The 18,039-nt window shown below is 63.9% G+C and carries 18 protein-coding genes; 13 read left to right on the top strand and 5 right to left on the bottom strand.

Annotated elements, in window-relative coordinates; translation table 11 throughout:
- Positions 1 to 10 precede the first annotated feature (10 nt).
- Positions 11 to 1,471 (top strand): diguanylate cyclase, encoded by a 1,461-nt coding sequence (locus AB5Y80_RS16100; RefSeq protein WP_323947652.1) that lies wholly within the window; start codon positions 11 to 13, stop codon positions 1,469 to 1,471.
- Positions 1,472 to 1,492: 21 nt separating this feature from the next.
- On the opposite strand, the gene AB5Y80_RS16095 is transcribed toward AB5Y80_RS16100, so the two are convergent.
- Together AB5Y80_RS16095 and AB5Y80_RS16090 are read right to left on the bottom strand one after the other, a co-directional pair.
- Positions 1,493 to 2,164, bottom strand: coding sequence for an HAD-IA family hydrolase (locus tag AB5Y80_RS16095; RefSeq protein WP_324018511.1), 672 nt, complete (start codon positions 2,162 to 2,164; stop codon positions 1,493 to 1,495).
- A complete protein-coding gene (locus AB5Y80_RS16090) occupies positions 2,161 to 2,385 on the bottom strand; it encodes a hypothetical protein (protein ID WP_010673776.1) in 225 nt (74 codons plus the stop codon). Before AB5Y80_RS16090 ends, AB5Y80_RS16095 begins: the two co-directional genes overlap by 4 nt.
- A gap of 114 nt (positions 2,386 to 2,499) precedes the next feature.
- Here AB5Y80_RS16090 and AB5Y80_RS16085 point away from each other — a divergent pair, with 114 nt between their 5' ends.
- Entirely contained in the window at positions 2,500 to 3,381 is an 882-nt protein-coding gene (locus AB5Y80_RS16085) for a LysR family transcriptional regulator (protein WP_368173184.1), read from the top strand.
- Between the two features lie 36 nt (positions 3,382 to 3,417).
- On the opposite strand, the gene AB5Y80_RS16080 is transcribed toward AB5Y80_RS16085, so the two are convergent.
- Together AB5Y80_RS16080 and AB5Y80_RS16075 are read right to left on the bottom strand one after the other, a co-directional pair.
- Positions 3,418 to 3,984, bottom strand: coding sequence for a cysteine hydrolase family protein (locus tag AB5Y80_RS16080; protein ID WP_368173183.1), 567 nt, complete (start codon positions 3,982 to 3,984; stop codon positions 3,418 to 3,420).
- A gap of 140 nt (positions 3,985 to 4,124) precedes the next feature.
- The gene (locus AB5Y80_RS16075; RefSeq protein WP_368173182.1) at positions 4,125 to 5,288 is read right to left on the bottom strand and encodes an FAD-dependent monooxygenase; all 1,164 of its coding nucleotides are present in this window, start codon (positions 5,286 to 5,288) and stop codon (positions 4,125 to 4,127) included.
- Between the two features lie 224 nt (positions 5,289 to 5,512).
- On the opposite strand from AB5Y80_RS16075, the gene miaB reads away from it, so the two are divergent.
- From miaB to lnt, 5 genes are all read left to right on the top strand, one after another.
- Positions 5,513 to 6,946 carry a tRNA (N6-isopentenyl adenosine(37)-C2)-methylthiotransferase MiaB gene (miaB, locus tag AB5Y80_RS16070; protein WP_368173181.1) on the top strand — a complete coding sequence of 478 codons (1,434 nt, stop codon included), beginning with the start codon at positions 5,513 to 5,515 and terminating at the stop codon, positions 6,944 to 6,946.
- Between the two features lie 50 nt (positions 6,947 to 6,996).
- On the top strand, positions 6,997 to 8,055 hold the full coding sequence (locus AB5Y80_RS16065; RefSeq protein ID WP_042865110.1) for a PhoH family protein: 1,059 nt from the start codon (positions 6,997 to 6,999) through the stop codon (positions 8,053 to 8,055).
- On the top strand, positions 8,052 to 8,516 hold the full coding sequence (gene ybeY / locus AB5Y80_RS16060) for an rRNA maturation RNase YbeY (RefSeq protein ID WP_039041101.1): 465 nt from the start codon (positions 8,052 to 8,054) through the stop codon (positions 8,514 to 8,516). Before AB5Y80_RS16065 ends, ybeY begins: the two co-directional genes overlap by 4 nt.
- Positions 8,517 to 8,611: 95 nt before the next feature.
- Positions 8,612 to 9,493, top strand: coding sequence for a CNNM family magnesium/cobalt transport protein CorC (gene corC, locus AB5Y80_RS16055; RefSeq protein WP_010673769.1), 882 nt, complete (start codon positions 8,612 to 8,614; stop codon positions 9,491 to 9,493).
- 180 nt (positions 9,494 to 9,673) lie between these two features.
- Positions 9,674 to 11,203 (top strand): apolipoprotein N-acyltransferase, encoded by a 1,530-nt coding sequence (lnt, locus tag AB5Y80_RS16050; RefSeq protein WP_368173180.1) that lies wholly within the window; start codon positions 9,674 to 9,676, stop codon positions 11,201 to 11,203.
- Positions 11,204 to 11,288: 85 nt separating this feature from the next.
- Here the strand turns inward: lnt and AB5Y80_RS16045 are convergent, their stop codons facing one another.
- The gene (locus AB5Y80_RS16045) at positions 11,289 to 11,777 is read right to left on the bottom strand and encodes a zinc ribbon-containing protein (RefSeq protein ID WP_039041127.1); all 489 of its coding nucleotides are present in this window, start codon (positions 11,775 to 11,777) and stop codon (positions 11,289 to 11,291) included.
- Between the two features lie 251 nt (positions 11,778 to 12,028).
- Here AB5Y80_RS16045 and leuS point away from each other — a divergent pair, with 251 nt between their 5' ends.
- The 6 genes from leuS (at position 12,029) to rlmH (ending at position 17,996) form a co-directional block, all read left to right on the top strand.
- Positions 12,029 to 14,605, top strand: a complete 2,577-nt coding sequence (gene leuS, locus AB5Y80_RS16040; protein WP_368173179.1) for a leucine--tRNA ligase — start codon at positions 12,029 to 12,031, stop codon at positions 14,603 to 14,605.
- A gap of 112 nt (positions 14,606 to 14,717) precedes the next feature.
- On the top strand, positions 14,718 to 15,200 hold the full coding sequence (gene lptE, locus AB5Y80_RS16035; protein ID WP_043153202.1) for an LPS assembly lipoprotein LptE: 483 nt from the start codon (positions 14,718 to 14,720) through the stop codon (positions 15,198 to 15,200).
- A 27-nt stretch (positions 15,201 to 15,227) separates the two neighbouring features.
- Entirely contained in the window at positions 15,228 to 16,259 is a 1,032-nt protein-coding gene (gene holA / locus AB5Y80_RS16030; RefSeq protein WP_368173178.1) for a DNA polymerase III subunit delta, read from the top strand.
- A 40-nt stretch (positions 16,260 to 16,299) separates the two neighbouring features.
- Positions 16,300 to 16,953: a nicotinate-nucleotide adenylyltransferase gene (gene nadD / locus AB5Y80_RS16025; RefSeq protein ID WP_368173177.1), complete on the top strand. Its 654-nt coding sequence runs from the start codon at positions 16,300 to 16,302 to the stop codon at positions 16,951 to 16,953.
- Between the two features lie 212 nt (positions 16,954 to 17,165).
- Positions 17,166 to 17,507 carry a ribosome silencing factor gene (rsfS, locus tag AB5Y80_RS16020; protein WP_010673762.1) on the top strand — a complete coding sequence of 114 codons (342 nt, stop codon included), beginning with the start codon at positions 17,166 to 17,168 and terminating at the stop codon, positions 17,505 to 17,507.
- A gap of 21 nt (positions 17,508 to 17,528) precedes the next feature.
- Positions 17,529 to 17,996 carry a 23S rRNA (pseudouridine(1915)-N(3))-methyltransferase RlmH gene (gene rlmH, locus AB5Y80_RS16015; RefSeq protein ID WP_368173176.1) on the top strand — a complete coding sequence of 156 codons (468 nt, stop codon included), beginning with the start codon at positions 17,529 to 17,531 and terminating at the stop codon, positions 17,994 to 17,996.
- Positions 17,997 to 18,039: the final 43 nt, after the last annotated feature.

Genomic DNA, 18,039 nt, shown 5'->3' with positions numbered 1-18,039 from the left:
GGAGGTCCCCATGGGGGACATCGCACGCCAACGTACCTCATGCACATTGACGCCCTTGTCCGCTCTGTTGTGTGTCGCCGCCCTGGTACTGCTGTTCTCGCTGATCGGCATCTTCACCCGCCCCCCTAACCTGCTGGCGGCCTTCTGGCCTGCCAATGCGGTCATGCTCGGCTGCATGGTGCGCTATCCACGCCTGGCCACACCGGCAGGCTGGGCCGGCGGCATACTGGGCTTTTTTCTCGCCGCCCTCTTCACCGGTGAGCCCCTGTTCAAAACCATCCTGCTGACCTGCGGCAACCTGGCCGGCATCGGCGTCGGGTATCTGCTGATGCATCGGCTCGCACCTGCCGACAAGCTCCTCAGGCGCCCCACCTCCCTCGTGCTCCTGCTGCGAAACACCCTGGCCGCCTCCCTCGCCGCCGGCGTGGTCGGCGCCATCATCAATCCCATCCTGTCTCTGGGCCCCCCGCTCTACGGGCTGGGCTTCTGGTTTGCCAGCGAGCTGGTGAACTACATGACCATACTGCCGGTGCTCCTGACACTGCCTCCCCATGACAGCGTGCCCCCCTGGCGTACCCTCCTCTACCGCACCGAGTTCTCCTGGACCGGATTGATGCCGCTGCTGAGCCTGGTGGCCTCCCTGCTGCTCACCCTGCTCATCGAGGGGCCGGGATCCATCGCCTTCCCGGTACCGGCACTGCTCTGGTGCGCAGTCACCTACTCCGTCTTCGCCACCAGCCTGCTGACCCTGGGTTACAGCACCCTGATCCTGATCGCCCTCTCAAACGGCCACCTCGTCATCAATCACGATGTCCAGACCCAGTACTGGATGTTCTCCGTCCGGATAGGGGTCATGCTGATCGCTCTCACCCCCCTGACCGCCGCCAGCATCATGGCGGCCCGCAACAGCCTGCTGCGAGAGATGAAACACCTGGCCCACCACGATCACCTGACCGGTGCGCTGAACCGGGCCGGCTTCTGGTCGGCCGCCAATGAACTGCTCCAGCACCTCACGGTGCAGCGCTACCCTGTGGCGATCTGCATGCTGGACATCGATCATTTCAAACGCATCAATGATCGTCACGGTCACGAAGAGGGGGACAACCAGTTGAGCGGCTTCGCGGCCCGGGTGCGCGACCAGCTTCGACCGGGGGACCTCTTCTGTCGCCTGGGGGGAGAGGAATTCGTGGCCATCTTGCCCGGCCTCAGCGAGGAGCAGGCCATGGCGGTGGCCGAGCGGCTGCGAAAAATCGTCGCGCAGCCAGGGGAAGAAAATGGAGCCGAGCCCGCCGTCTGCATCACGGTCAGCATCGGTATCGCCTCCCAGAGAGAGGGCCCCTTCAATCTGGACGAGCTGCTCTCTCGCGCCGATCAGGCGCTCTATCTGGCCAAGCACAATGGCCGCAACCGGGTGGAACGCTACTCGGTCGAGCAGGCTTCCCCCAGCGTAGGGCAATCTTGCGGCACCTGAATGGCGTGGCTCTTGTCGTCATCATCCGGCCTCTGCCGGCAGCGGGGCGGGCAGATGAAGATGGAGCCCGTCCGATGCCACCTCGATCTCGATCCCGCGCCAGTCCCGCAGCCAGCCCTTGAGCCTGTCGTCATACCGCCTTGTTCCCCCCATCTGCACCACCTGGCAACCCGCCTGCAGGGCGCTGGCGATGCCCGCTGGCGCATCCTCGAACACCAGGCAATCGGCCGGAGCCAGTCCCAACCGGCTGGCAGCCAGCAAATAAGGCTCGGGATCCGGCTTGCCCCGTACCACATCCCCGGCGCACACCAGGAGACGGGGCAGCGGCAATCCGGCGTGCAGCAGCCGGTGCTCTGCCACCCTCCGGCTTGCGGAGGTCACCAGCGCCCAGCGCGTCGGCGGCAGCTGTTCGAGCCGTCGCCGGGCACCGTCCAGGGGCATCGGCGCCGCAGCGTATGCCATCTCCAGATCGTCGAGCAGGGCCACCTCCACCGCCATGTCCAGCTGGGGAGCCAGGGCCCCTATCACCTCCCGTGAGCGCACGCCGTGGCACATGGCGAGCACGGGAGCGGGATCCAGCCCATGGTGCTGACACCAGCGCCGCCACACGACTTCCACGTCGCCGGTGGAGTGGACCAGGGTCCCGTCCATGTCCAGCAGCAGGGCCGCGGCCCTCACGCGCACCGCGCTCACAGGGCTCTCCCCGCCAGCGCATCGGCGAAGACCTGCCGCTGGGCAGCGGCCTCGTAACAGGCGAGCGCCTGCTCCGCATTGCTGGCCCACACCGGCAAGGGGGCGACGACGAACCCCTGCTGCAACAGGCTGGTCAGCAGCTCCCCGGTCTCCGGTGCGGCCAGCGGCTGAGCCATCACCAGGCTCCCCTTGATCAAGAACAGATAGCGTTCGCTCGACATGACATGACTCCTTGTGGCTGAACAGCGGGCAAGCAGGCCCGTTTCGAGACCATTAGAACAAGGAGATTAGATAATTTATAATCAATAAATCGCCACATTGGATAACCAAATGGAATGAGATTCGACCTGAGACAATTGCAGGCCTTCGTCATGCTGGCCGAGAGTGCCAACTACCGGGAGGCGGCCAGCCGGCTTTTTGTGACGCAACCGGCCCTGACCAAGCAGATCCAGGGGCTGGAGCAGGCCCTCGGCAGCACCCTGTTCAACCGGGGCCGCCACGGGGCCGAGCTGACCGCCATCGGCCTCCAGTTGCTGCCCCAGGCCAGGGCTCTGGTGGATCACGGCAAGGGATTCGAGCGGCATGCCCTGGCGTTGGCAAGCGGTGCCGCCGGACGCCTCAACATCGGGTTCGGGCTCTCCAGCTTCGCACTGGCCCCTTCCCTGGTGGCCCGTTTCAAACAGCAGGCCCCCGACGTGCTGGTTCACCTGCGGGACACCACCTCCGCCATCCAGCAGGAGCACTTGCTGGCGGGTCGGCTGCAACTGGGCTTCATGCGACAGCCTGATGCGCCACAGCTGAGGGAACACAGGTTGCTGACGGACAGACTGGTGCTGGCCGTCCCCACCCAGGTGGCAGGGCCGGACTTCGACCTGGAGCGGGCGCTGATCCGCGATCCCTTGCTGCAGATGGTGGGCCATCGCTGCCCGGGTCTCAGCCAGCAGATCGCCCGCTTTCTCGGCGCCAACCGGCTGACCGGTCTCATTCAGGAGGCGGAAGACATCCAGACCCTGGTGGCCCTGGTGGCCGCCGGTATCGGCAACGCCATCCTGCCGCGCAGCGTGGGGTTCATCGCGGGCAAGGAGGTGACCCTCTACCCCCTCTCCGGCCCCTGGTCGGAATGGGAAATCAGCCTGGTGTGGAACCCGGAATTTGCCGATCCCATTCGGGATCGCTTCCTCGCCATGGTGAGAGAAACGCACCCCGAGCCCGCATGAGATGCATGAGATTCCTGCAGGAGAGGATGGCCGGGCTCAGTCCAGCTCCGCGACCTTGATGATCTCGGCAATGCGACCGAGCATGCGCAGGGAAGCCTGGTGTTCTGCGGCATCCGCCGCCGCGCAGGCATCCTCCAGGATGGTGATGGCGTAGTCCCGATCGTGGCCATCCCGCACCGCCCCCTGAATGGCCCAGCTGGTGCTCACGCCACACACATAGAGATGCTCGATGCGATTGGCCCGTAGCGCAGGCTCCAGCGCCGTGCCGTAGAAGGGGCTGACCCTGGGTTTGGTCAGCACCAGATCCCCGGGTTGCACATCGAGATCCGGATGAAAGTCGGTGCCGCTGTCCGCCAGGGAGAGGGCCCCGAACTGCCGGGCACGGCCAAACATGGGGGAGCCCTTGGGTTGCAGCAGATAGCCCTCGTCAAACCCCACCTTGATGAGCACCACCAGCCAGCCGTGAGCGCGGGCATGAGCGAGCGCCTGGTTGGCGTGCGCAATGGCGTCCTGCTCGATCACCTGGGCCGCCGAGGCGGCGATGCGCCCGTCCGGGTGGGCGATGTCGTTGATGAAATCGATCACCAGCAATGCCTTGTTCATGATGTGCTCCCCCCTTGCCTGAGGCCGTTTTGCCTCTTCGCCGCCTGGATCACTCCTCGCGGCCATATAAAAAACCGGCTGGCACCATCACACGGATTGATATGCCACCCGATTGGCACCTGGCAGTGCCACGCACTGCCTCATACCAGCCCAAGCGCATAGCGTAGCGCCATCTCCTTGAGGGGGCCCGCCTTGTCCGCCAGATTCAGCGCCAGGTTGCGGGCAAGCCTGAGGGGGCCTATCTCGTTGCTGAAGACCCCGTAGAAGAGATCCATCCCCGACTGCATCAGCAGGTTGTCAGGGCGACGTCGCCCCTCGTAACGCCCGGCCAGCGCCAGCTCGTGCCACTGCGCCCCCGCCTTGCCGAGCAACCCGGCCCAGCAGGCCACGTCCTTGAAACCGAGGTTCACCCCCTGCCCCGCCAGCGGATTGATGGTGTGGGCCGCATCCCCGAGCAGCACCACTCGCCCGGCGTGATAGTCGTTGGCGTGGCGGCGCACCAGGGGGAAGCTCCCCTTTGCCGTCACGGTGAAACCGCCAAGGCGGCTCGGGAAGTGGCGGCGCACCTCGACGGCCAGGGCCTCGTTGCTCATGGCGGCCAGCGCCCGGATGCGGGCCGGGCTGTCATACCAGACCAGGGAGCCATGGCGGCCCGGCAGCGGCAGGAAGGCGCGCGGGCCGCTCGGGATGAACTGCTGCCAGGTGATGTCTTCCTGGGCAAAATCGGTGTCGATGTTGATCAGCATGCAATGCTGGCGGTACTCGAAACGCGACACCCCGATACCGGCCAATCGCCGGGTGTGGGATTCGGCACCATCGCAGGCCAGCACCCAGCGCGCCTGCAGCTCGGTGCCGTCATCCAGGGTCAGCACCGCGTCATCCGCACTCTGGCGCAGACTCGTCACCGCCGCCGGGGTATGGGTCTGGATGGTCGGGAAATCCTCCATCCTTTTCAGCAGGGCGAGCTGGATCAGCCGGTTCTCGATGATGTAGCCGAGCTGGGGCAGCCCGAGATCCACCGCGTCGAAGCGGGTAGCGAAGCCGTCCAGCTCCCAGGTCTCCAGCCGGCGATAGGGGCACAGCCGCATCTGCTGCAGATATTGCCAGGCACCGGCCCGGGTCAGCAGCGCCACCGAGGCCTGACTGATGGCGGAAACCCGCAGATCCAGCGACTGCTCGGGGGCATAGGGCTCGGGCAACCGGGTCTCGATGACCCGTACCGAGAGCCCCTCTGCCGCCAGCAGGCAGGCGGTGGCGGCGCCCACCATGCCGGCGCCGACGATGGCGATATCACACTGTTCCATAACTTGATTCCTGCAAGGAGTCCCCGCGATGAGGGGCAAGGGCCGAACCGAATGGGGCATGATAACGCAAGGAGGCGGCAGAAACAGTGAGGGGGATGCACAATTGCCGACGACAAGCCGGCCCTGATGGCGGCGGGCGGCCCCAGACTGGTCAGCACCGGGATTGCGGAGTAAAATGGCCGGTCCTTTGACCCTGCCGATTTCAAAACCAGTCACGAGAAGCAATGAGCAAGAAACTTCATATCAAGACCTGGGGCTGCAAGATGAACGAGTACGACTCGTCCAAGATGGCGGACCTGCTGGATGCCAGCAATGGCTACACGCTTACCGAGGAGCCGGAAGAGGCAGATGTGCTGCTGCTCAACACCTGTTCCATCCGCGAGAAGGCCCAGGAGAAGGTGTTCCACCAGCTCGGTCGCTGGAAGAAGCTCAAGGCGAAAAAACCGGGGCTGGTGATCGGGGTGGGCGGCTGCGTCGCCTCCCAGGAAGGGGAGAACCTGCGCAGCCGGGCGCCCTATGTGGACATCGTCTTCGGACCCCAGACCCTGCACCGCCTGCCGACCATGATCAAGCAGGTGCAGGAGGGGCGCGGTGCCCAGGTGGACATCGCCTTCCCCGAGATCGAGAAGTTCGACAACCTGCCCGAACCCCGTGCCGAGGGGGCGACCGCCTTCGTTTCCATCATGGAAGGCTGCTCCAAGTACTGCTCCTTCTGTGTGGTGCCCTACACCCGTGGCGAGGAGGTGAGCCGGCCGCTGGATGACGTGCTCTATGAAATCGCCCAGCTCGCCCAGCAAGGGGTGCGCGAAGTGAACCTGCTCGGCCAGAACGTCAACGCCTACCGGGGGCCGACCTTCGACGGGGAGGTCTGCACCTTCGCCGAACTGCTGCGCCTGGTGGCTGCCATCGACGGCATCGACCGCATTCGCTACACCACCAGCCACCCGGTCGAGTTCACCGACGACATCATCGAGGTCTATCGTGATACCCCCGAGGTGGTCAGCTTCCTGCACTTGCCCATCCAGAGCGGCTCGGATCGCATCCTGACCATGATGAAGCGCCCGCACACCGTGCTGGAGTACAAGTCCAAGATCCGCCGCCTGCGCGCCGTGCGTCCCGACATCACCATGAGCTCCGACTTCATCGTCGGCTTCCCGAACGAGACGGACGAAGACTTCGAGGCCACCATGAAACTCATCGAGGAGATCAACTTCGACATGAGCTTCAGCTTCATCTACAGCCCGCGCCCCGGCACCCCGGCCGCGGACCTGCCCGATGACGTCGACATGGAAGTGAAGAAGGCCCGCCTGACTCGACTGCAAAACCGCATCAATCACCAGTCCATGCTCATCGGCCGCGCCATGCTGGGCTCGGTGCAGCGCATCCTGGTGGAGGGGCCCTCCAAGATGGATCCCATGCAGCTCAGTGGCCGCACCGAGAACAACCGGGTGGTCAACTTCGAGGGGCCGCACCGCCTCATCGGCGGCTTCGCCGACGTGGAGATCACCGACGTACGCCCCTACTCCCTGCGCGGCCGCTTCATCCGCGGCGAGGACGAAATGAACCTGCGCATCGCCACGGCCCCGAGCGAGATCCTCGCCCGTCGTCCTGACAACGTGCCCGATGATCTGGGCGTTGCGGCCTTCAGACCCCATTGATGACTCTCTCCCCCGCCCCCTGGCGGGGGAACAACCGATAAGAGGACACCTTGAGCCGACACATCTCCACCCTGAATCTGCACCTTGAACCCGCCGACAACCAGCGCCTCGCCAGCCTGTGCGGACCCTTTGACGACAACCTCAAGCAGCTGGAGCGCCGTCTCGGCATCGAGATAAGCTACCGGGACAACCACTTCCAAGTGATCGGCAAGCAGGCCCAGGTGGAGGCGGCTGCCGTCATCCTCAAGCACCTCTATGTGGAAACCCAGCCCCTCAAGGGGAGCAAGGTGAGCGACATCACCCCCGAGATGGTGCACCTGGCGGTGCAGGAGTCCCGCGTGCTGGAGCAGGACGACGAACCCGCCCCTTCCCTGCCCTATGGCAAGGAGGTCACGGTCAAGACCAAGCGCGGTCTCATCAAGCCCCGCAGCCCGAACCAGGCCCAGTACATCGCCAATATCGTGCGCCACGACATCAGCTTCGGCATCGGGCCCGCCGGGACCGGCAAGACCTACCTCGCCGTGGCCGCCGCCGTGGATGCCCTGGAGCGCCAGGAGATCCGCCGCATCCTGCTGACCCGCCCGGCGGTGGAAGCCGGTGAGAAGCTCGGCTTCCTGCCCGGTGATCTTTCCCAGAAGGTGGACCCCTACCTGCGCCCCCTCTACGACGCCCTGTTCGAGATGCTGGGCTTCGAGCGGGTGGAGAAGCTGATGGAGCGCAACGTCATCGAGGTGGCGCCGCTTGCCTACATGCGCGGCCGCACCCTCAACGATGCCTTCATCATCCTGGACGAGGCCCAGAACACCACCACGGAACAGATGAAGATGTTCCTGACCCGCATCGGCTTCAACTCCAAGGCGGTGGTGACCGGCGACATCACCCAGGTGGACTTGCCCCGCAGCACCAAATCCGGTCTGCGCCACGCCCTGGAGGTGTTGCAGGGGGTCGATGGCCTCTCCTTCAACTTCTTCGAGTCCAAGGACGTGGTGCGCCATCCCGTGGTGGCCCGCATCGTGCAGGCCTACGAGGCATTCGATGCCCAGCAGGCGGCCGAGAAGAACGCAGCCACTCCCCGCAACGAGAACACCAGCAAAGAGAGTGCCCAATGAGCGTGACCCTGGATCTGCAACTGGCCTGCGCCAGCCCGGACGGCCTGCCGACCGAGGCCCAGCTGCAAGGCTGGCTCGACGGCACCATTCTGGGCTTCCAGCCCGAGGCCGAGGTGACGGTGCGCCTGGTGGACGAGGCGGAGAGCCGCGAGCTCAACCATACCTATCGCGGCAAGGACAAGCCCACCAACGTGCTCTCCTTCCCCTTCGAGGCGCCACCGGGTCTCGAGCTGCCCCTGCTCGGGGATCTGGTGATCTGCCGCCAGGTGGTCGAGGCCGAAGCCGTCGAACAGGGCAAGCCCCTGATGGCCCACTGGGCTCACATGGTTGTGCATGGCAGTCTGCATCTGCTAGGTTATGACCATATCGAGGACGAGGAAGCCGAGGAGATGGAGCAGCTCGAGCGCGACATCATGCAGGAACTGGGCTTCGCCGATCCTTATCTGAACGACGAAGAGTAACGAACCGGATGGTCATCGTCTTGAAACAGCTGATGCCCATCCTCATATAGCCACAACGATTTCAAGTGTGTTCATACGAGTAACCAAGAGAGAAAATGACCGACGATCACCCTAGTACCGGCTCGCCGAAGAAAACCTGGCTCGACAAACTCAGCCAACTCTTCCAGGGCGAGCCAAAAGACCGCAACGATCTGGTAGAGGTCATCGCCGATGCCGAAGAGCGGGACCTCATCGATCAGGACACCAAGGACATGATCGAGGGCGTGCTCGAAATTGCCGAGCTGCGCGTGCGTGACATCATGATCCCCCGCTCCCAGATGGTGACCATCGAGAAGTCCCAGCCGGTGGACGAGTTCCTGCCGGTCATCATCGAATCCGGCCACTCCCGCTTCCCGGTGATCAACGAAGACAAGGATCACGTGGAGGGCATCTTGCTCGCCAAGGATCTGTTGCCGTTCGGTTTTGGCGGCCAGCATGCCAGCGAACCGCTCCAGCTGGAGAAGATCCTGCGTCCCACGGTGATCGTGCCGGAGAGCAAGCGGGTCGATCGCCTGCTCAAGGAGTTCCGGGAAGAACGCTACCACATGGCCATCGTGGTGGACGAATTTGGCGGTGTCTCTGGCCTCGTGACCATCGAGGACATTCTGGAGCTCATCGTCGGCGAGATTGACGACGAGTTCGACGACATCGAGGACGAGCCGGAAGAGATCCGCCGCATCAGCAAGCGGGTCTTCTCGGTGAGCGCGCTGACAGAGATCGAGGACTTCAACGACTTCTTCGGCACCCAGTTCAGCGATGAAGAGGTGGACACCGTCGGCGGTCTGGTGATGCACGCCTTCAGCCACCTGCCCAAGAAGGGTGAAGAGATCGAACTCGACGGCTACCTGTTCAAGGTGATGCACGCCGATCGCCGTCGCCTGCAACAGTTGCAGGTGAAGATCCCCGAGCATCATGCGGCGGCGCAGCCGGAGTCCTGATCCCGCCCAGCACCACGCACATCCCGCGCCCCTCTCGTCAGGGGCGCTTTTTTTGCCTCCCTCCCGCCGCGCGACCGCCACTTGGCCCACGCCGACCGCGAGGCTCGCCGTTGACCCGGTTTGCGGTTAAGATGTCGGCCATTGTGTTTCCATTCAGTCCAATTCGAGCCCCGATCCCCCGTGAAATCGAAACTCCTGACCAGCCTGTTTGCCATTGCCAGCGGCGCCATCGCCGTGCTGGCCTTCTCCCCTTTCGGCTACTGGCCCCTGGTGATCCCCTCCCTGCTCGGCCTATACGCCCTGCTGGACAAGGCCACCCCCAAACAGGCAGCCTGGCGCGGCTTCGGCTACGCCATGGGTCTGTTCCTGCCCGGGCAGTGGTGGATCCACGTCAGCATGACGGAGTTTGGCGGCATTCCGCTGCCAGCCGCCTTCGTGCTGCTGGCCGGGCTCTGCGCCTATCTCTCCCTCTACCCGACCCTGGCCTGCTGGCTCTTCGCCCGCTTCTTTGCCGGCCGCCACTGGAGCCGCTGGCTGCTCGCCTTCCCGGCGCTCTGGCTGATGGCCGACTGGCTGCGGGGCTGGGTGATGACCGGCTACCCCTGGCTCTGGTTCGGCTACACCCAGATAGACGGCCCCCTCAAGGGCTTAGCTCCCCTTCTCGGGGTGCAGGGCATCACCCTCGCCCTGCTGCTCACCGCCTCCTCCCTCTGGCTGGTATGGCTGCACCGCAAGCCGGCCTGGCTGCTGCTCCCCGTCGCCCTGGTGGGCGCCGCCCAGGGGCTGATGCAGCTCAACTGGGTGACCCGGGGTGAGCCGGTCAAGGTCGCGCTGGTGCAGGGCAACATCGAGCAGTCCCTCAAGTGGGATCCGGAGGCCTTGGTGCCGACCGTGCGCAAGTATCAGGATCTCAGCCGCGAGAACCAGGATGCCGACATCATCGTCTGGCCGGAGTCCGCCATCCCGGCCATCGAGAAGGAGATGGGTACCTATCTGGAGAGCCTGGACAAGGCGATGAAGGTGAACGACACCGGCCTGCTGGCGGGGATCATCCATTACGATCTGAAACAGCAGCGCTTCTTCAATACCGTGCTCGGCATGGGGGTACAGGATGCTGAGGGCAAGGAGTCCTACTACTACGAGCACAAGAACCGCTACTACAAGTACCACCTGCTGCCCATCGGCGAGTTCGTGCCCTTTGAAGATCTGCTGCGTCCCATCGCCCCCTTCTTCAACCTGCCCATGTCCTCCTTCAGCCGGGGTGACGAGGTGCAGCCGAACCTGATCGCCAAGGGGCTCAAGTTTGCCGCCGCCATCTGTTACGAGATCATCTTCCCGGACGAGGTGCGCCGCAACGTGCAGCCGGATACCGACTTCCTGCTGACCGTCTCCAACGACGCCTGGTTCGGCACCAGCATCGGCCCCTGGCAGCACATGGAGATCGCCCGCATGCGCGCCCTGGAGCTGGCCCGCCCGCTGCTGCGCGACACCAACACTGGCATCACCATCGTCACCGAGATAGACGGCAGCATCATCGCCCAGATCCCGCAGTTCGAGGCTGGAGTATTGCGTGCCGAGGTACGCCCCGCCCACGGCCAGACCCCCTATCTGCGTTTTGGCAGCTGGCCCATGTATGGCCTGGCCGCCGCCCTGCTGGGGCTGGCCCTGTGGCTGCGCCCCCGCGCCCACCCCTGGGCGCGCAAGGGCTAAGACCACACAACCCCGATAAACAAAAAAGGCGCCCTTGGGCGCCTCTTTTTATGGTTTGGCTTATGGCTTGGCACGGTCTGGCGGCTCAAGGAGACAGCGGCTCGCGATGATACTCATCGGCCCCGCACTCCGGGCAGGTGCCAAGCTGCTCTGGATGCAGCACGGTATGGCGCCACTCGCAGTGATCGCACACCAGCACCCCGAGTCCCACCCAGTCCCCCGCCCGGTAGACCCCCTTGTGCTCCAGCTCGTCCGCCAACTCCTGCCACTCCACCTGGGTGCGGTCGGTCACGTCTGCCAGCCAGGACCAGGCGGTGTCCTTGAGCGCCAGCATGAAGGCCGACTCCTCCACCTGATCATCCTTGCGCCCTTCGTCATAGTTGCCCAGATCCCGCTTCACATACTCGGCGATGAGCGCCAGCTCGTCCTGGGTCAGATCCCCGGCCGCCTCCAGATAGGCCTGCACCTTGGCGATCATCCGGTTGAGGCGCTCTCCCTGAAACGCTTCCGTCTCTTCCCACTGCTTCTTGAGCTGGGCGATAAAGGCTTCATACCCTTGTCGACGTTTGTCCATGGCCATCACTCCTCTGCTGAATCCCGATCGAGCCAGACCCTGACCTCGGGCTCGGCGGATACGGGCGGCGGTTGCCATTCTCACTTCGTTGCGACTCTCGCGGCTCTTGCGGCTCTGCAAATCCTCGCGGGTACCGGACCTGGCCCGAGACCGGGCGGATGCTGGCGGTTGTTGCCGCCGCAGGATATGGGTATTCTATCGGGATTTCCCAGCCGTTTTATCTATTCATTTCACAGATCCGGATGTCACCAATGCAAGAGCAATACGTTCCCCAATCCATAGAACCAGCAGTGCAGAAGCACTGGGATGCCAAGAAAACCTTCAAGGCGGTGGAGAAAGTAGACAAGGAAAAGTTCTACTGCCTCTCCATGTTCCCCTATCCGTCTGGTCGTCTACACATGGGGCACGTTCGCAACTACACCATAGGTGATGTGATCTCCCGTTATCAACGGCTCAATGGCAAGAACGTGCTGCAACCCATCGGTTGGGACGCCTTCGGCCTGCCGGCAGAAAACGCCGCCATCAAGAACAACACGGCGCCGGCCCCCTGGACCTACGAAAACATCGAATACATGAAGAACCAGCTGAAGATGCTGGGTCTGGGCTATGACTGGGATCGGGAGCTGGCCACCTGCAAGCCGGACTACTACCGCTGGGAGCAGTGGTTCTTCACCAAGCTCTACGAGAAGGGTCTGGTCTACAAGAAGACCTCCTCCGTCAACTGGTGCCCGAACGACATGACCGTACTGGCCAACGAGCAGGTTGTTGACAACTGCTGCTGGCGCTGTGATACACCGGTGGAGCAGAAAGAGATCCCCCAGTGGTTCATCAAGATCACCGACTACGCCGAAGAGCTGCTGAACGATATCGACAATCTGGAAGGCTGGCCGGAAATGGTCAAGACCATGCAGCGCAACTGGATTGGCCGCTCCGAAGGGGTCAACATCAGCTTCAATATCGACGGTCAGGCCGAGCACCTCGAGGTCTACACCACCCGTCCGGACACCTTCATGGGTGTGACCTATGTGGGCATCGCCGCCGGTCACCCGCTGGCGCTGCAAGCAGCCCAGAACAATCCGGAGCTGGCCGCCTTCATCGAAGAGTGCAAGAACACCAAGGTAGCCGAGGCTGAACTGGCCACCATGGAGAAGAAGGGCATGGCCACCGGCCTCTACGCCATTCACCCGCTGGATGGCCGCAAGGTGCCGGTCTGGGTCGCCAACTTCGTGCTGATGAACTACGGCACCGGCGCCGTGATGGCGGTACCGGGTCACGACCTGCGTGACCACGAATTCGCCACCAAGTACGGCCTCGAGATCAAGCCTGTCATCAAGCCGGTTGATGGTGACGTCGACGTGAGCGAAGCGGCTTATACCGAGAAGGGCGTGCTGTTCAACTCCGGCGAGTTCGACGGCCTCGACTTCCAGGGTGCCTTCGATGCCATCGCCAACAAGCTGGAAGGGCTCGGCAAGGGCAAGCGCACCGTCAACTACCGTCTGCGCGACTGGGGTGTCTCCCGTCAGCGCTACTGGGGCGCTCCCATCCCGATGCTGACCCTAGCGGATGGTACCGTGGTGCCGACCCCGGAAGATCAACTGCCGGTACTGCTGCCGGAAGACGTGGTGATGGACGGCATCCAGAGCCCCATCAAGGCCGACCCCGAGTGGGCCAAGACCACCTACAACGGCCAGGAAGCATTCCGCGAGACCGATACCTTCGACACCTTCATGGAGTCCTCCTGGTACTACGCCCGCTACTGCTCCCCGGACTACGACAAGGGCATGCTGGATCCGGCGGCTGCCAACCACTGGCTGCCGGTGGATCAATACATCGGCGGCATCGAGCACGCCTGTATGCACCTGCTCTACGCCCGCTTCTTCCACAAGCTGCTGCGTGATGCGGGCCTCGTGAACAGCGACGAGCCGTTCAAGCGCCTGCTCTGCCAGGGCATGGTGCTGGCTGACGCCTTCTACTACAAGGATGAGAAGGGCGGCAACGTCTGGGTCAGCCCCCTCGACGTCAAGGTGGAGCGTGACGACAAGGGCCGCATCACCAAGGCGGTCGACCTTGAGGGTCGTGAAGTGATCCACTCCGGCATGACCAAGATGTCCAAGTCCAAGAACAACGGCATCGACCCGCAGCTGATGGTGGAGCGTTACGGCGCCGATACTGTGCGTCTGTTCATGATGTTCGCCTCGCCGGCCGAGATGACCCTGGAGTGGTCCGACTCCGGCGTCGAGGGTGCCCAGCGCTTCCTGCGCCGTCTGTGGCGCATCACCTTCGAGCACGTCAGTGCCGGCGTAGCTCCGGCACTGAATGTGGCGGCACTCAGCGGCGACCAGAAGGCCGTGCGCCGCGAGCTGCACAAGACCATCGCCAAGGTGAGCGACGACGTGGGTCGCCGTCAGACCTTCAACACCGCCATCGCCGCCATCATGGAGCTGATGAACAACCTGGCCAAGCTGGGCAGCGACGAGCAGGATCGCGCCCTGATGCAGGAAGCGCTGGAAGCGGTCGTGGTCATGCTCTATCCCATCACCCCGCACATCGGCTTCGAGCTGTGGAAAATGCTGGGCAAGGAAGGGGACATCGATGTCGCGGCCTGGCCGGTGGCTGACGAAGCGGCCATGGTCGAGACCGAGAAGCTGGTGGTGGTACAGATCAACGGCAAGATGCGCGGCAAGCTGACCGTGCCGGCCGAGATAAGCCAGGCCGACGTCGAGAAGCTGGCCATGGCCGATGCGTCCGTACAGAAGTTCACCGACGGTCTGACCGTGCGCAAAGTCGTGTACGTGCCGGGCAAACTGCTCAACATCGTGGCCAACTGATGACGCCTCCCCTGGCGGCGGCCGACGGTCTGGGCCAGGGGCTGACGACACACGGATGATGACGGCGGGCCCTGCGCCCGCCGCTCTTCCCTTCATGCAAAGAGGATTTTTTATGGGCACCATCTTCACGCGCTGGATGGCCATCGTGCTGGCAGGACTGCTGCTGCAGGCCTGCGGTTTTCAGATGCGGGGCACCGCCATTCCCCCCGAGCTGATGACCATGAAAGTGGTCGGTGACAACAAGAGCGACTTCTACCGACTGGTCACCACCCGTCTCAAGGCCGCTGGCGTCGAACTCGCCGACAAGGAGGGCATCCCGGTGCTGACCCTGGCCGGGGTACGTAGCCGCAGCCAGGTCGCCTCGGTCGACTCCATCGGCCAGGACCGCGAATACCTGCTCAGTTACAGCACCCAGTTCACCGTGGTCATGCCGGGCAAACCGACCCAGGTCTTCCCCATCACCTTCAACCGCAGCTTCCTGAACAAGCCGGATGCGGCACTCGCCTCCTCCCGCGAGCAGGAGCAGCTGGGCAAGGAGATGCAGGAACAGGCCGCCAACCTGGTGATCCGCCAGCTCAGCCAGGTCAAGTTCTGATGCAAGTATCTTGATGAGAGTTCGTTGATGAGAGTCTATCCCGAGCAGTTTGCGGATCACCTCAAAGCAGGGCTCAAGCCCTGCTATCTCATTTTTGGGGACGAGCCCCTGCTCAAACTGGAAGCTGTCGACGCCGTGCGTCAGGTGGCACGCAAACAGGGCTTCGATGAGCGCTACAGCTTCGTGGTGGAACAGGGGCTGGACTGGAACCAGGTCTACGATGCCTGCCAGGCCATGAGCCTGTTCTCGGCACGCCAGATCATCGAGCTGGAGCTGCCGGCCAAGGTCGACAAGGAGTTGGCCGCCCGCATCAGCGAGATCGGCAAACAGCTGCACCCAGATCTGCTGCTGGTCCTGAGCGGTAATCGCCTCAACCAAACCCAGATGAAGGCAGCCTGGTTCGACAAGCTGAGCCAGAGCGGCACCTATGTGCCGGTCAACCACCCCGAGCCCCGTTTCTTCCCGCGCTGGATGAGCGCCCGCTTCCAGCGCTTCGGCCTCAAGGCGCTGCCGGATGCGGTCAACTTCATGTGCCACGCCTACGAGGGCAACCTGCTGGCCGCCAGCCAGGAGATAGAGAAGCTGACCCTGCTCTCGCCGCCCCAGCCCATCAGCGTCGCCTATCTGCAGGAAACCATCATCCGCCACGCCCACTTCACCCCGTTCCAGCTCATCGACACCCTGCTGGAAGGGAAGGTGAACCGGGCCCAGCGCATCCTGCTGGCCCTGCGCGCCGAGGGCACCGAGCCCGGCATGCTGGCCTGGACCTTGTGCCGCGAGCTGGAGCAGCTCACCGAGCTGGCGCTGGCGGCCAGGGCCGGTCAGCCGCTGGTGGAGCACTTCTCCCGCCTGCGCATCTGGCAGAGCCGCCAGCAGCTCATTCAACAGGCGCTGACCCGGCTGCCCTTCGCCAAGCTGCAGCAGTTGTGGCAGCTGATGGCCCGCCTCGACGACGCCCAGCGTCGCTTCGATACCGAGCAGGCCTGGCTGATGCTGCAGACTCTCGCCCTCGGTTTTCGCGATGGTACCCCCTTGCCGCTGGCGGGATCTGACGCATGATCCAGCCCGTCGACATCCCCGCCATCGCCGGAGGAAGCCCATGTTGAAACCGCCCATCGGCATTCTGGGGGGAACCTTTGATCCCATCCACATCGGTCACCTGCGCCCGGCCATCGAGGCCCGCGACGCCCTGGGCCTGGCCGAAGTGCGTCTGCTGCCGAACCATATTCCGCCCCACCGGGCCAGCCCCTTCTGCTCGAGCGAGCAGCGCCTGGCCATGGTCGCCCTGGCAGCAGCGGAAAACCCGGGCTTCGTGGTGGATGAGCGGGAGCTCAGGCGCGACACCCCCTCCTGGACCATCGACACCCTTGTCGAGTTGAGGAGCGAGCTGCCGGACACCCCGCTCTGCTTTTTGATGGGGATGGATTCCCTGCTCGGCCTGCCGAGCTGGCACCGCTGGCAGGAGCTGCTCGATTACGCCCACCTGGTGGTGAGCTACCGCCCAGGCTGGCAACCGGATTATCCCGTCCAGGTGGCCGAGCTGCTGGCCCGCCACCAGACCCGGGACATTCGGGCTCTCCATCGCCAGCGCCACGGTCATGTCTGGCTTTGTGACAACCTGCCCGTCGAGCTGTCGGCCACACGCCTGCGTGCCCTGCTCGCGGCAGGCCAGGATCCCAAATACCTGCTGCCCAACCCGGTCGCCGACTATATCCGGCGCCACGGGCTCTACCGCTCATCGGCAACGCAGTAAACGGCGCCACGCAGGCGGATCAGCCGACACGTCCGGGCGCACCGGGCCCGGCCCTGACTATTGCCAGGCCGGGTTGCACACTATAGTGATCGTCAAGGGGCCCCTCCCCCACGGGACGGCTCCCCGGGCGATGCTCCCTTTGCCAGGCTGGGAAACGGGAGTGACCATGATATAATCCGCCGCCCTCTGGCGCCGGAAGATAGGAGAAGACATTGCAAGGCCAAGAATTGCTCGCCTTTATCGTCGACAAGATCGATGACATGAAAGGCCGCGACATCATCACCCTCGATGTGCGCGGCAAATCCAGCATCACGGACACCATGATCATCTGCTCCGGCAACTCCAATCGTCACGTCAGTGCCATCGCCCACAACCTCGCCAGCGAGGCCCGTCATGCGGGGCTCGACCTGCTGAGCGTGGAAGGGGAACTCACCGGTGAGTGGGTGCTGGTGGACATGGGGTCGGTCATCGTCCACGTGATGCAGGATGAGTACCGCGACTTTTACCAGCTGGAAAAACTCTGGAGCGGCGCCGCCCAGGTCAATTCGCAATAAAGGGCGACAGCGTAACCAAAGATGAAGATCCAGTTGATTGCCGTGGGCACCAAGATGCCTGCCTGGGTAGAGCATGGCTTCGAAGAGTACCGTCGCCGCTTCCCCAAAGACATGCCGTTCGAGCTGGTCGAGATCGGCGCAGGCAAGCGCGGCAAGAATGCCGACATTCCCCGCATCCTGCAAAAGGAAGGGGAAGCCATGCTGGCCGCCGCCGGCCGCTCTCGTATCGTGACCCTGGACATTCCGGGCAAGCCCTGGACCACGGAGCAGCTCGCCGTGCAACTGGAAGCCTGGAAGCTGGATGGCCGGGATGTGGCGCTGCTGGTGGGTGGCCCGGAGGGGCTCTCCCCCGAGTGCAAGGCTGCCGCGGAGCAGAACTGGTCGCTCTCGCCCCTGACCCTGCCCCATCCCCTGGTGCGGGTACTGGTGGCCGAGAGCCTCTACCGCGCCTGGAGCATCACCACCAATCACCCTTATCACAGAGAGTGACCCATGCCGACCCTGAGCATGCATTTCTCCTCTCTCACCCGCA

Origin of the sequence: Aeromonas sp. R2-1, from assembly GCF_040908425.1 — a bacterium.
Classification (GTDB): domain Bacteria; phylum Pseudomonadota; class Gammaproteobacteria; order Enterobacterales; family Aeromonadaceae; genus Aeromonas; species Aeromonas caviae.
Note: the sequence above shows the minus strand (reverse complement) of the source record. Positions and strands in the feature narration are given on the sequence as shown.